At 62.7% G+C, this 14015-nt stretch carries 12 protein-coding genes and 2 tRNA genes; 3 read left to right on the forward strand and 11 right to left on the reverse strand.

Going from position 1 to position 14015, the window contains the following annotated elements; translation table 11 throughout:
- Positions 1-48: 48 nt before the first annotated feature.
- Positions 49-1071 (reverse strand): extracellular catalytic domain type 1 short-chain-length polyhydroxyalkanoate depolymerase, encoded by a 1023-nt coding sequence (locus AX724_RS15475; RefSeq protein WP_231736697.1) that lies wholly within the window; start codon positions 1069-1071, stop codon positions 49-51.
- 310 nt (positions 1072-1381) lie between these two features.
- On the opposite strand from AX724_RS15475, the gene AX724_RS15480 reads away from it, so the two are divergent.
- Entirely contained in the window at positions 1382-2017 is a 636-nt protein-coding gene (locus AX724_RS15480) for a glutathione S-transferase (protein ID WP_066768005.1), read from the forward strand.
- Positions 2018-2127: 110 nt separating this feature from the next.
- On the opposite strand, the gene AX724_RS15485 is transcribed toward AX724_RS15480, so the two are convergent.
- From AX724_RS15485 to AX724_RS15515, 7 genes are all read right to left on the reverse strand, one after another.
- The gene (locus AX724_RS15485; protein WP_066768007.1) at positions 2128-4443 is read right to left on the reverse strand and encodes a xanthine dehydrogenase family protein molybdopterin-binding subunit; all 2316 of its coding nucleotides are present in this window, start codon (positions 4441-4443) and stop codon (positions 2128-2130) included.
- Complete coding sequence (locus tag AX724_RS15490) at positions 4440-5426, reverse strand: FAD binding domain-containing protein (RefSeq protein ID WP_066768009.1); 987 nt, start codon at positions 5424-5426, stop codon at positions 4440-4442. Before AX724_RS15490 ends, AX724_RS15485 begins: the two co-directional genes overlap by 4 nt.
- The gene (locus tag AX724_RS15495) at positions 5423-5929 is read right to left on the reverse strand and encodes a 2Fe-2S iron-sulfur cluster-binding protein (protein ID WP_082733550.1); all 507 of its coding nucleotides are present in this window, start codon (positions 5927-5929) and stop codon (positions 5423-5425) included. Before AX724_RS15495 ends, AX724_RS15490 begins: the two co-directional genes overlap by 4 nt.
- A gap of 74 nt (positions 5930-6003) precedes the next feature.
- A complete protein-coding gene (locus AX724_RS15500) occupies positions 6004-6435 on the reverse strand; it encodes a MarR family winged helix-turn-helix transcriptional regulator (RefSeq protein WP_066768013.1) in 432 nt (143 codons plus the stop codon).
- Between the two features lie 361 nt (positions 6436-6796).
- Complete coding sequence (locus AX724_RS22935) at positions 6797-7429, reverse strand: tyrosine-type recombinase/integrase (protein WP_082733551.1); 633 nt, start codon at positions 7427-7429, stop codon at positions 6797-6799.
- Between the two features lie 107 nt (positions 7430-7536).
- The gene (gene rtcA / locus AX724_RS15510) at positions 7537-8550 is read right to left on the reverse strand and encodes an RNA 3'-terminal phosphate cyclase (protein WP_066768016.1); all 1014 of its coding nucleotides are present in this window, start codon (positions 8548-8550) and stop codon (positions 7537-7539) included.
- A gap of 26 nt (positions 8551-8576) precedes the next feature.
- Entirely contained in the window at positions 8577-9686 is a 1110-nt protein-coding gene (locus tag AX724_RS15515) for an RtcB family protein (RefSeq protein WP_269454163.1), read from the reverse strand.
- Here AX724_RS15515 and AX724_RS24540 point away from each other — a divergent pair.
- Entirely contained in the window at positions 9666-9926 is a 261-nt protein-coding gene (locus AX724_RS24540) for a hypothetical protein (protein WP_231736699.1), read from the forward strand. The two genes, AX724_RS15515 and AX724_RS24540, sit on opposite strands and share 21 nt — an antisense overlap.
- Before the next feature lie 272 nt (positions 9927-10198).
- Here AX724_RS24540 and AX724_RS23425 read toward each other — a convergent pair.
- From AX724_RS23425 to AX724_RS15525, 3 genes are all read right to left on the reverse strand, one after another.
- Positions 10199-10279 (reverse strand) — tRNA-Ser (locus tag AX724_RS23425).
- 169 nt (positions 10280-10448) lie between these two features.
- Positions 10449-11996: a vWA domain-containing protein gene (locus tag AX724_RS15520; RefSeq protein ID WP_066768018.1), complete on the reverse strand. Its 1548-nt coding sequence runs from the start codon at positions 11994-11996 to the stop codon at positions 10449-10451.
- Between the two features lie 17 nt (positions 11997-12013).
- A tRNA-Pro gene (locus tag AX724_RS15525) sits at positions 12014-12091 on the reverse strand.
- Positions 12092-12336: 245 nt separating this feature from the next.
- Between AX724_RS15525 and rtcR the strand changes: the two genes are divergently transcribed.
- Positions 12337-13938: an RNA repair transcriptional activator RtcR gene (gene rtcR, locus AX724_RS15530; protein ID WP_066768022.1), complete on the forward strand. Its 1602-nt coding sequence runs from the start codon at positions 12337-12339 to the stop codon at positions 13936-13938.
- The last annotated feature ends 77 nt before the right edge of the window (positions 13939-14015 follow it).

Consider the following 14015-nt stretch of genomic DNA (forward strand, 5'->3'; position numbering starts at 1 on the left):
CCGCCAGGGTCCCGCCTTTGCCGATCCGGGTCTCCTCTTCGAGGCGTGTCACCAGGCGGGGTGCAGCCGTTCCAGCCTCGGCGCGGTCGCGGCGGAATGGTCGGATGCCTTGTCGTTCAGTAAATTCCAGCGCGCGGCCGTTCTGCGGGTCGAGGAGATGCCCGCCTCGAGCATATGCGGCATCACCGTTCCACAGGCTTCCGGCCCGGTCGTCGCCAGCGGCGTGCCATGGCCCATGCCCGTGATGCGATAATCTTCGACCACGACCTGCCCGCTCGCATCCGTCCAGAAACGATGGGGATACCCGTCCACCCGGTCGATCGCGTTCGGCGTATCGCCTAGACCATGCACCGAAAGCCATTGTGCGAGAATCTCATCTGCGTTGTTCTCAGCGACGATCGTGTCAGCAGCTCCGTGCCAGATGGCGATACTGGGCCATGGGCCGGGATGCCCTGCGGCGCGCCGCACCCGGTCGCCAAGGGCATCACCATCATATCGGCCTGTCCCGCGCATCGCCTCGAGGGCCTGCTGCACATTGGACGCCGCGCCATAGGGAAGGCCTGCAATGATCGCGCCGCCCGCAAAAACCTCCGGATAGGTCGCGAGCAGGATCGACGCCATCGCACCACCCGCCGACAGACCTGTGACGAAGATGCGCGACACGTCTATCCCATGGGCCTCCACCATGGCCCCGATCATCTGGCGGATGGACAGCGCCTCACCTCGGTCGCGCGCATTGTCCGCAGGGGAAAACCAGTTAAAGCAAAGATTGGGGTTGTTGGAGCGCTGCTGCTCTGGGAACAGCAGGACGAAGCCATGCTCATCCGCCAGTTGAGACCAGCCTGAGCCGCGATCATATCCCGCCGCTGTCTGGGTGCAGCCATGCAGCACGACAACAAGGGCGGGATCGTCCGCAACCTGCTCCGGAACATGAACCTTTGCCCGCAAGGCACCGGGATTGCTGCCGAATGCCGCCATATCTTTTAGGAGGCCTTCAGGCTCGTTCATCTGCGACCGGGCCATGGTGCGGATCGCTGCCATTTGGGCGATGGCGTCGGATAGCTTCCTCAAGCGTCTATCTCCATATTCAATCCGGTGCTGCATTTGCTGCACTGCACAATATGGAGGCTGATCGCTCCCGCGCAAGCCCATCTGCCTTGCTGTCCCCTTATTCCGACATGACCGAAATAGCAGCTCGCTTGGCGAATCGCGCTGGAGTGACATTTATGGTGATGTCGAGCACCTTTCCCGGACCTTTTTGGCCACCCAGGCGCTCATTCTTGATCATCACATGCGGATGATTCGCAGCTATCTGCTTTTGCGTTCGGCACCGCCCAACATCCTATGCCGATAGATAAGTCAGACGTATATCAATGGCCAGATGACCCACGGGATTCTCTACAGCTTCCGCCGTTGTCCTTATGCAATTCGCGCGCGTCTGGCGCTGGTCGTCAGCCGGACGCGCGTCGAACTGCGCGAGGTCCAGCTATCTGCGAAGCCAAAGGCAATGCTCACAGCCTCGCCCAAAGGCACAGTTCCGGTGCTTGTGCTGCCCGACAATAGAATTATCGACCAAAGCATTGACATCATGCGCCATGCATTGGCTCAGAATGATCCAGAGGGCTGGTTGAACGGGCACGACCCGGAGTTGATTGCGAAGAACGATGGGCCTTTCAAATATGACCTCGATAGGTACAAATATCCCGAACGTTATGGATCGGACGCCCAATCCCATCGTAGCGCCGCTCTGGCATTTCTGCATGAACTGGAAAGCAGGCTGGTGAGATATCCCGCTTTGGCCGGTGGCACATGGGGGCTGACAGATGCAGCCATAATGCCGTTCATTCGCCAATTTGCTGCGGTCGACCAGAGTTGGTTCGACACTCTCCCGCTCCCGGCCCTTAAAGCTTGGTTAGGCGAAAGCGTCGCATCGGAACTATTTGCCACGGCGATGGTGCGCTCGGCGCCCTGGTCACCAGAACAGGCTGCAGTCCATTTCCCTTTTGAAAGTAGATAAACCCTCGGGTTTAAAATGCTGAAACGCCCGATTCCGGCCGTCCGTGCACAAATTTGCTGATCCTGACCGCTGACTGTCAGCCATTCCGAGTGCGGATATTTCGGCCAGGACTAGATCAGCTTGTCGAGCGTCAGGGGCAGGTCGCGCACGCGCTTGCCGGTCGCATTGAAAACGGCGTTGGCGATGGCGGCCGCGACGCCGGTCGTCCCGATCTCACCTATTCCGCGCGCGCCGAGCGGTGTGCGGGGATCGGGGATGTCGGTCCACAGGACGTCTATGTCGGGCACGTCAAGATGTACCGGCACATGATAGTCGACGAGCGACGTGCTCATGATGCGGCCGCTGCGTTCGTCGAGCAGTGTCTCCTCGGTCAGCGCCATACCCAGGCCCATGATCATGCCGCCCTTGAACTGGCTTGCGGCTGTCTTTGCATTCAGGATGCGGCCGCAGTCGAAGGCACCGACGAGGCGATCGACGCGGATTTCGCCCGTGACCTCGCTGACGCGCAGCTCACAGAAGTTCGCCGACGTACTGTGCATCGAATATTTCATGATCTCGAGCGGCGCCCCGCTTTCGCCGACCACGCTTAGCTCGTCGCGCCCCGCGCGGCGCAGGATGGAGGCGAAGCTTTCCTGGCGGGCCGGCTCCGCGACGCTGCGCAGTCCTCCTTCGGCGAACTCGACCTCGCTCGGCTTGAGGCCTGCGAGCGGCGTGTCGTTGCCGGCTAGCCGAACCAGTTCAGCCGCGAGCTTCCCGCTCGCAGCGCTGATGGCGGCCGCGAGTGAAGCGGTCTGCGACGATCCGCCGGCAAAGCTTGCGAAGGGCAGACTGGAATCCCCGATCGTCACCGTGAGACGATCGAGCGGGAGGCCCAGCCGATCGGCGGCATGCTGCCGCTGCACTGTTGCGGTACCCATGCCCATTTCATGCGCTGCGCTGGCGACATGGGCATTGCCATGAGCGTCGATGGTGATCCGCACGGACGTGCCGGGCATGCGCATGAACGGAAAGGTGCCGCTGGCGCAGCCCATGCCGATCAGCCACTCGCCGTCGCGCCGCATTCCCGGTTGCGCGACCCGCCGGTGCCAGCCGATGCGCGCAGCGCCGAGGTCATAGGCCTGCATCATCGCGCTCTGCGAGTGCGGCGCGCCGCTCACCGGATCGCGGGTCGCGACGTTGCGCCGGCGCAGTTCGATGGGGTCGATGCCGATGGCGTAGGCCAGTTCATCCATCGCGCATTCGATCGCGAAGGTGCCGGGCGTCTCACCGGGGCCGCGCATGAAGCTGTTCGCCAGCAGATCGAGGTCGACATAATGCTGGACGATATCGAAGCTCTCGCTGGCGTAGAGCGAGCGGCCCGTGAGGGTGAAGCCTTCGTCGCAGATGCTGTGCAGCGGCCTGACGCCATAGCCATGGTGCAGCAGCGCCTTGAGCTTGCCGTTCGCATCCGCGCCCAGCGCCACCCGCTGCTCTGTTTGCGTGCGCCCGCCGATCAGCCGGTGCATGCTGGCGCGTGAGAGGGCGACGCGCACAGGCCGGTCGGCAAGCTTCGCCGCCGCCGCGCCCAGTATCTGGTGATCCCATAGACCTTTCGCGCCGAAGCCTCCGCCCACATAGGGGGAGCTTACCTCGACATCGCCGGCCTTCAGCCCGAATATCTTCGCGAGCGAACCGGCGGTCCCGTGGATCATCTGGGTCGCATCGTGAACGATCAGCTTGCCGTTCCGCCAGACGATCGTAGCGGCATGCGGCTCGATCGGATTATGGTTCTCCCAGGGCGTCGTATAGACGGCGTCGATCTTGAAGGCGGCCTCCGCGAACTTTCGGCTTGGGCCGCCCTTCTCGAGGCGATTGCGTTCGACGAGGATGGACTCGGGCGTATAGGCGCTGGCCTTGCCTTCCTCGAACCGCGTGCGCGCGGTCGGCGCGGCATCGTAGCGCATCCGGACCAAGGTGGCCGCATGATCGGCCTGCTCGCGTGTTTCGGCAAGCACCACCGCGACGACCTGGCCGTTCCAGCGTATCTCGGGATCCTGCATGATCGGCAATGTGTGATTGCCCGCGGCCTTGAGGTTGGTCATGCCGATCGGCGGCGGGACGCTCATTTTGGGCGCGTTGCGATAGGTCATGACGAGCGCGACGCCGGGTGCCGCCTCGGCTGCGGACACGTCGATATCGCCGACGCGGCCGCGCGCGATCGTGGAATGGAGGAAGGCGGCATAGAGGAGACCCTCCATCGGCACTTCGGCGGCGAACCGCGCCGCCCCGCGCACCTTGTCGGGACCGTCGACCCGCGACTGTTGCTCGCCGAGCGATACGGGCTTGTCGATCAGCGGATCGGGCGTCCCGCCGGGCAGCCAGCTTGCGGGCACTTGGCCGATGACCGCGCGCACGCCGCCGACGATGGCATTTTGCAGCTTGGTCATGGATGCGCTCCTGACAGGGCGGTCAGGACGGCGACCACAGTTCGTTCGACGAGGCCGACCTTGAAATCGTTGCCCGGCAGCGGCCGCGCGCCGACAAGCTCTTCGCGGATCGCGGCAAGGAAAGTCTCGGGCGTCGGCGTCGCGCCGACCAGCGCCGCTTCCGCCTTTCTCGCCCGCCAGGGCTTGGCTGCCACGCCGCCGAGCGCAAGACGGGCTTGCGTGACGCGCCCATCGGCGACCCCCAGGCCGCCCGCGATGGAAATCAGCGCAAAGGCGTAACTGGAGCGATCGCGGACCTTGCGATATTCGGCGTGGGTCAGCGCGTCAGAAGGAGGCGGCAGTTCGATGGCGGTGATCAGTTCACCCGGTATCAACACGGTCTCCACAAACGGCGTAGCACCGGGCAGGACATGAAAATCATTCAGCGGCACTGACCGATCGCCATCGGGCCCGGAGAGATGGATCACGGCATCGAGCATGGCGAGCGCCACGCACATGTCGGAAGGATGGGTGGCGACGCACTGATCTGACGCGCCCAAGATGGCATGATAGCGGTTGAACCCGTCGATCGCGTCGCATCCGGTGCCCGGCTGCCGCTTGTTGCAGCGCGCGCCTTCGACGTCGTAGAAATACATGCAGCGCGTACGCTGGAGGATATTGCCCCCGACCGTGGCCATATTGCGGATCTGGGCAGAGGCGCCCGCGAGCAGCGCGCGGGCAAGCACCGGGTAGCGGCGGCGCACGAGCGGATCGACAGCAACGGCGGCGTTCTTGACCGACGCGTCGATGATCAGCCCGCCGCCTTCGCTTTCGCGAATGGTGCCGGGCGTGTGGCTGACGTCCACCAAGTCGCTCGCCTGTTCGACATTTTGCCGCAGAAGGTCGACGAGGTTGGTCCCGCCGCCCAGAAGCCTTGCGCCACTCTCCACGCGGGCGAGGGCGTCCGCCCGATCCGTAGCGCGAACATAGGTCAAGGGCGTCATGCCGCTGTCTCCGTCAACATCGCCTCGATCGCCTCGACGATCCCATTATGTGCGCCGCAACGGCAGAGATTGCCGCTCATGCGCTCGCGTATCTCCGCGCGCGTCACGACCGGTGAGGCGGCGATATCGAAGGTGACGTAGCTGGGGTCGCCCCGGCGAAGTTCCTCCGCCATGCCGATCGCCGAGCAGATCTGGCCGGGAGTGCAATAGCCGCATTGCAGCCCGTCATGCGCGATGAAGGCATGCTGCAACAGGTGAAGATCGCCGCCTTCACCTACTAGACCTTCGATCGTTCGCACGTCGCTACCGTCCGCCTGAGCCGCCAAGGTCAGACAGGACAGGACGCGGCGGCCATCGACAAGAACCGTGCAAGCGCCGCAGGCACCCTGGTCGCATCCCTTCTTGGTACCGATGAGATGAAGATGCTCGCGTAGCAAATCGAGCAGCGAGACCCGGGCATCGCCGGGCGGTGGAACTTCCGTGCCGTTCACACATATAGTCATGACTTGGCTCCATCCGTTGGCGCGATACGGCTCTTGCGATATCCCCCAACAAGATACAACGAAGTTCGGACTATTCAATCTTCGTTGTAGACGATCTTTGTAATCATCGCGATGAACCGATCTCGTTCCTCAGCCGACAGTCGCGAAAGCATCAGCATATACATTTGACGATAGGTCTCGACCTGGCCCTGGGCGTAGGTTGCGCCAGCCTCGGACAGCGTAAGCGCCACGGCACGACGGTCGGCTTCTATGCGCTCCCGCCTCAGGAAGCCTCGTTTCACGAGCCGATCCGTCGCCGAAGACAAGGTCGTCGTCGGCACCGCAAGGAAGCGCGCGACATCGGTCGGGCCGCAACCGGCATGGTCCGCGACATAGAGTAGCACGGCCTTGTCCAACTCGGCGAGCGGCCGCTCGGAGCGCCGGGCATCGGCCAGCTTATATCGCCGCGCGAAGGTGTCGAATGCAGTGCCGAGCGCGGCGAGCTGGTCTTCGGTCGGATCACTCATTCTGCCCGCATATCGCGTCTTGACCTCGATTGGCCAGTGTTGCCTGCGGGAGAAGCGCGACTGCGTGCAACCTGGCGGAACTGCTCAAGACAGGAAGTGCGATGCTTGTCGATGCGACGGCTGCTTTGCATCCTCTGTCCGTGTCCGTTCTTTGCGGCACAAAGTTGAGGCAGAGGTGAATGGACGCAAGCAGCAGATCGTCCCGAGAGGTTCCATACACGGCCGACGCATCGCGCACGCTTAGCCATCATTTTTTCATTCCCAGCTGCGGACGGTCTCCTTTTCTGTCATCGAAGTTTGCGAATGGCGCGCAACGACCGCGATGAGAGGTTCTGGTTCCCCGCAGTAGCGAGGAGCGAATTTAGATTTCTGTAGCCTCCGCTAATGTCAAAGCGTCTTCCACATCCACTCCGAGGTATCGAACCGTACTTTCGATCTTGGTATGTCCCAGCAGGATCTGGACTGCGCGGAGATTGCCGGTCGCCTTGTAAATGATTGACGCCTTGGTCCGCCGAAGAGAATGCGTACCATAGTCCTCACCGGGCAGACCAATTCCCGTTACCCGTTCATCGACCAACCGCGCATATTGCCTTGTGCTAATGTGGGCAGCATGATCGGTTCGGCTCGGGAAGGCGAAATCATCCAGGGAGCCACCCCGAAGCTCGAGCCATTTGAGCAGGCTCGCGCGAGCATCGTCCATCAGCTCAAACTGAACAGGTCCGCCTGTCTTTTGCTGAACGACTGTGGCTCGGGTCCGAATTTTTCGATCGCAAACGATGTCGCTAATCCCGATCTTCACCAAGTCACAGCCACGCAGCTTGCTATCGATTGCGAGATCGAAAAGCGGACGATCCCGGAGCCGTCCGTGCTGATCAAGAAAGAAACGCACAGCCCAAATCTGGCGCGGCTTGAGCGCTCGCTTTGCTCCAACTTTGCGCTCTGCGTTCCATGAAACTCGCTCGCGAGCGGCGGGATCAAACTCTGATAATCCCATGACACTTCTCCTATGGCCACAATGGCCATGAGAAGAAACGCTAAAACGGACCTACGCACCGAGATGTGCGGCCGTGCTCCAAAACGCTCGGAGGCATGGCCGCCACCTTATCGAACGCTTAGCAGATGCACTCCACCGGGTTGCTGGGCAAAGCCAAGCCGCCGGTCGAGGAACCGCCCGATCACGTCGATCGCTGTCAGGCTATGCTGGCTTGGCTTGACCGTCGTGAAGCTGCCTCCGCCCGCGAGCGCGAAGGGAAGCAGCAATTGATCGCCCAGATACGGGCCGGCAAAGGCATCCGATTCCAGATAGCCGCGCATCCGCCCTACGGCCTTCTTGCAGACCCGCTCCGCCGTTACACCTAACTGGCCAAAGCCGCTGACGATCTCTGTGCCGTGCTCGAACTGCGCCTCCAGCAATAGGATGTTGCCCGGCCCCTGATCTTCGGGCAGCTCGCGGACGCAGGCCTCCCGCTCCGACCAGCCAAGGTCGCGACGCACGACGTTGATCTCGCGCTCCGCGATCTCGAAGGGCAGCCCTGCGAACAGGGCCTGCCCGCTAACGCCGAGGAGCCCCCCGCGCTCCAGGCAATCGATCGCCCGCAGCGGAGCCGGCGTGATGTCGACCTCGATCCGGCCGCCACCGCGCGGGTAGAAGCCATGGCGGACGAGCCGCGCCTCGACTGTCGGCCCCATGCGATTGATGATCGGCAGGAAGCATTTCGCGATAAAGTCGAACGGCGGGGCGAGCATATTGTGGGTTCCGCCCTCCAGCACCAGCCGTGATGGCGCGTCAGCGAGCAGCAACGGCATCAGCACCGTCTGCAGGACAAGCCCCGTCGATCCCGCGGTACCGACAGCGAAGCGATACTCGCCCGGCACCACATGGCCCGGCGTGAAGCTGAGCGCGGACGACCCAACATGGAGCCCCTGGCATTCGGCGTTACCGATGACGCAGGCTGCCTCGACTGCGGTCACGTGCTGGCGCATGAGGCCCGGCTTCGACCGCTTGGCGCGGACATTTTCGATGCGGACGGCCTTGCCGGTGACGAGCGAGAGCGCGCACGCATTGCGCACGACCTGCCCACCACCTTCGCCTTCCGATCCGTCGATGATGATCATAATTCCCCCTGGATATGCGTGAAGGGTTACCCCTTCACGCACACCACCTGTTTCAACGTGTGGACGATCTCCACCAGATCGGCCTGGGCGGCCATCACGGCTTCTATCGGCTTGTAGGCCTTGGGCGTCTCGTCGATGACGCTCTCGTCCTTGCGGCACTCGACGCCCGCCGTGTCGGCGATATGCTCGTCGAGCGAGACCAGCTTTTTCGCATGGGTGCGGGACATCACGCGCCCCGCGCCATGACTGCAGCTCTCGAACGATTCGGCATTGCCGAGACCGCGCACGATGAACGATTTCGCGCCCATCGAACCCGGGATGATGCCCATCGTCCCCTTCGCCGCGCGCACCGCCCCTTTGCGGGTCACGAGCACATTCTCGCCGAAGTGGTTTTCCCGCGTCACATAGTTGTGATGGCAGTTCACCGCTTCGAGCTCGGCGTCGAAAGGCTTGGCGATCTGGCCGCGAAGCGCCCGGACCACATTGGTCATCATCATCCGGCGATTCAGCGCCGCGAAGTCCTGCGCCCATTCGACCGCCTCGACATAGTCGTCGAAATGGTCGGTCCCTTCCGGGAAGTAGGCCAGATCCTCGTCGGGCAGGTTGATAAACCACTTGCGCATGTCCTGCTTGGCCAGTTCGATGAAGAACGTGCCGATCGCATTCCCGACGCCGCGAGAGCCCGAGTGGAGCATGATCCATACGCGCTGCTCGGTATCGAGGCAGAGCTCGATGAAGTGGTTGCCCGTCCCCAGTGTCCCCAGATGGGTCAGTTGGTTGGTGTTCTTGAACCGCGGATACTTCGCCGTGATCCGGTCGAACCGCTCGATGAGCGTCGCCCAGGCCGCTACGATCTCAGCCGGCGGGTCGCCCCACGAGCCAGTATCGCGCTTCCCGCGATTGACGCTGCGCCCGTGCGGTACCGCCCGCTCGATCGCCGAGCGAATGCCTTCCAGATTATCCGGAAGATCGCTCGCCATCAGCGACGTGCGCGCGGCCATCATGCCGCAGCCGATATCGACACCCACCGCCGCCGGGATCACCGCGCCCTTGGTCGGGATCACCGAACCAACGGTCGCGCCGATACCGACATGCACGTCCGGCATTGCCGCCACATGTTTGAACACGAAGGGCATAAGCGCTGCCTTGCGCAGCTGCTCATGCGCCTTCTCATCGACCGGCACACCGCGCGTCCACAGCTTGATCGGCTTGCCGCCCTCGACGTGCTGAAAATCAAAATTTGTCTCGGTCATCACGACCTCCCTTGCGTAATCATGGTGCCGGCGACGAGGTTTGGCGAGACATCCCAGAACATCCTGGCCGGATTGCTCCGGGGCGGATTCGAACCGCTCAGCCTTTCGGCCTTACCCGTGTAGTCCCGCCGGCATTCGCCAGCTTGAATTTGGTGCCATGGCGACAAGTGTTTGACAGACTTCTCTCCGTCCTCGCGGACGGTCCCTGTGCTACCGTTACACTACGGACCGATTGGGCGGTCCGGCGGGATTCGAACCCGCACCTGGGGCGTGATAGGCCATGTAGTCCGTCAGGCATTCGCCATGGTTTTTGCATTTCGGGTCACGGCGACGAGAAGTGAGAAAGACCGTCCCGAGGGACTGGCGCTCTACCCAGCTGAGCTACTGCATCGTTGCCGATACAGGCGGGATTCGAACCCGCGACAACCACATTACCAATGTAGTCCTTCTCGGCATTCGCCGTGATATTCTGATCGGGTCGTGGCGACGAGTTTCGGCAAGACGCGGCCCTTAAGCTACGTGTCGGCGGCGGGGTTCGAACCCGCATCTCCCTTTCGGCACAACTGCCTTCCGGGCGCTTTACTCGTTGGGCCTCGTGGTTTGGAGACATGTAGTCCTGCCAGCATTCGCCACGACCCGTTTCGTTCAGACCTCCACTTGTTCGACGATGCTCACCCAGTCGCGCGTCTCGCCGGAGACGAAGCACGCGATCGTATCGAACACCGCGTCGGAGAAGCCCCCGACATTCAGGATGTCCGGTCGCCCGGCCGCCTGCGTGGTGCCGTAGGGCGCGATGTCGATGCAGACGAGCTTGGCTTGCAGGTTGCGCTTCGCCAGTTTCGTCCACTCCTGCATCGTCGCCGTCGAGCTGTTGCGCTTCGCATCGACCCAGGACTCGTTGTCCGAGACGATGACCACCAGATCGACCGGCGCCTTCTCCCTGTTGAGGAGCGCAAGGGGCGCCGAGACGTTCGTCCCGCCACCACCGACGGCCGCCAGCTTCGCGGCATTCACCGCGATCCGGTCGGTAGGCTTCAAGGTCACCGGCACAACCGCCTGCTCGAATGGGATGACCCGTGCGTCACGGTTGGACCGTAGCATCGCCGCCGCGACCAGGGCCGCGACATCGATGCAGCGAACCTTCGACGAGGCGCCCTTGCAGTAGCCCGTCACCGGCATGCCCATCGATCTCGACACGTCGGGGCAGACGACCACGCGGCCCGGCACCTTCGGCACGCTACGGAGCGACAGCTCCAGCGCCTCCTCCAGCGCCGCCTGCACCTTGAGCGGCACGCCGTCACCAACCTGCCCAAGCGCCACCATCAACTGATAGGGCATGGGCCGCACGGCGCGGAGCGCATCGCGGTCGGCAAGCCGAGCCGCGACCTGATCGGTGAGCCCCTCCACCCCGAACGCACCGTTGCGCGCCAGCGTGTTGAGGTTCATCCGCAGCGCCTGCCAACCGATACGGCCAGCAAGCTCCGCCCACTGTTCCCCGCTCAGCGGATAAGCGGTCAGCCACTGAAACGGCACCTTCGGCAATGGCTGTGCATGATCCTGTTTCCAGGCCTCGAACGCTGCGATCTCGGCGGGCAGAGCGGCGACGTCATAGGGACGACCGATCAGCCAACCATAGAAAGCCTTACGCTGCGCATCCGCCGGGCGCGGATGGACCATCTTGACGATGTCCGCTAGGCTCGGCGCATTGCCGGTCGCGGCATGCATCAGGTCGCGGATCGATGCCTGCTCCAGCCACTGCTGGACCAGCCGCTTCGGCCGCGAGCCGAGCGAGGTTCGCCCGACCTGACCCGAACGCATGATCTGCACGAAGCTGCGCAGCATGCGGCCGTTGTTGACGACCTTGCCGAAGACCCGAACCGAAATGTCGGGATCGGCGACGGTCAGCCAAGCTGCCAGCAACGCCGGCATATCCTTCATCGCCCCGGACGTGCGGGCATAGACCGCAGCCTGGGCGACGAAATACGGATCGACCGCACGGGCCGCCTCTAGCACATCGGCAAGCTGCGTCTCCGCCGCACCGTAGAAATTATCGGCCAGCGTGCCGGTGGCCGCCAACTGGGCGAGCTTTGCCTTGGGCCCATATGCATAGGCCGGCGCGCTCTCCCGGTTCAACGTATCGGTGCGCGGCAACAGCTTCGCCATGGCGCTTGCAAACAGTCCCTTGTTGGCCATCGTCCAACTCCTTCGTCTGGTCAGGGCGGCAGGATTTGAACCTGCGGCCTCCTGCTCCCAAGGCAGGCGCTCTGCGCAGGCTGAGCTACACCCTGTGAATTTCCGGTCCTTGGGGCGGCCGGCCCATTCCGGCCGCCCCAGTTCCGCCTACCGACCGAGTAATCCGCCTCGGTCGACGCCAAACCAATCGCAGAGGGCATGCCAAATCATCTGGGCGGACCTGGAAAAATCACATGGTACTGATTTTAGATATTTTATTTTTCCCATCGCTAAAGCGCGCAGACTTTGAAGCGCGAAAAATATGATCGATCAAGATAGAGATTTATCCTATGATATAAGAATGAAACCTCTGACCGTTATCGGCTTCCTAGGCTCGACGCTCGATGCGAGCAAGTTCGGCCCTTCGCGCTGGAATAAGTGGCGCCCCACCGTTGCGCTGACGATGCATGAGGATCTGCGGGTCGACCGGTTGATCCTGCTGCATGGCACCACCCATAGTCGCCTCGCCGAATATGTGGCGGAAGACATCGCCTCGGTATCGCCGGAGACACAGGTCGACATGCGTGTCCTCGACTTTCGCGACCCTTGGGATTTCGAGGAGGTCTATGGAAAGCTGCTCGACTTCGCGCGGGCCGAGCCGTTCGATCCGGACGAGCAGGATTATCTCTTGCATATCACTACTGGCACGCACGTCGCGCAGATCTGTCTCTTCCTGCTGACCGAGGCACGTTATCTGCCCGGCCGCCTGCTCCAGACCCAGCCGGCCAAGCGTGCCGAGGATGGCGGAGCGCCCGGTCGCTGGAGCATCATCGATCTCGACCTGTCGCGCTATGACAGCATTGCGACCCGCTTCGCCGTGGCGAGCGCGGAGAGCACCTCCTTCCTGAAGTCCGGCATCGAAACGCGCAACGCCGCCTTCAACCGCATGATTGACGAGATCGAGCAGGTCGCACTGCGCTCGCGCGCACCCGTGTTGCTGATGGGGCCGACTGGCGCCGGCAAGAGCCAACTCGCTCGACGCATCTATGAGTTGAAGAAGGCCAAGCACCAGATCGCCGGACCGTTTGTTGAAGTGAACTGCGCGACGCTAAAGGGCGACAGCGCGATGTCGGCCTTGTTCGGCCATCGCAAGGGCGCCTTCACCGGCGCGGTCGCCGACCGGCCGGGCCTGTTGCGCTCCGCTGACAAGGGCATGCTGTTCCTAGACGAGATCGGCGAACTGGGCCTCGACGAACAGGCGATGATCCTTCGCGCGATCGAGGATAAGCGCTTCCTGCCTGTCGGCGCCGACAAGGAGGTTGCGTCCGACTTCCAGTTGATCGCCGGCACCAATCGTGACCTTGGGCAGACAGTGGCGGCAGGCGGATTCCGCGAAGACCTATACGCCCGCCTTAATCTGTGGACCTTCCGCCTGCCGGGTCTCGCCGACCGACGCGAGGATATCGAACCCAATCTGGACTATGAGCTGGATCGCTTTGCCGAGCGGGAGGGCGACCAGACCAGTTTCAACAAGGAAGCGCGCCAGCGCTACCTGGCCTTCGCGACATCAGCCGAAGCAAGCTGGCCCGGCAATTTCCGCGACCTCGCAGCCAGCGTCACTCGCATGGCAACGCTTAGCCCAAAAGGGCGTATCGATGTGGACTGCGTCGACAAGGAGATCGCACGATTGCGGCGCTTGTGGTCAGGTCAGGCTGATAGCGCTCCAGATATTCTGTCGGAGCTACTGGCTGCCGAGCAGATTGCCGAACTCGACCTGTTCGATCGCGTTCAACTTGCCGAGACGATCAAAATATGCCGCACTAGCCGCTCGCTCTCTGAAGCAGGGCGGACCCTTTTTAACGCCTCGCGCGCGCGCCGCAGCAGCTCGAATGACGCGGATCGCCTACGAAAATATCTGGCACGGTTCGAATTAGAATGGTCGGCGGTAAACGGCTTAGGATGACGACCCTTCCCGGACGCTCAGCAGATCCTATGCAGGCCGGATCGGCTATGCCGTTGTTCCGTCAAACCCCACGGAGA

Origin of the sequence: Sphingobium sp. CCH11-B1, from assembly GCF_001556865.1 — a bacterium.
Taxonomy (GTDB): Bacteria; Pseudomonadota; Alphaproteobacteria; order Sphingomonadales; family Sphingomonadaceae; genus Sphingobium.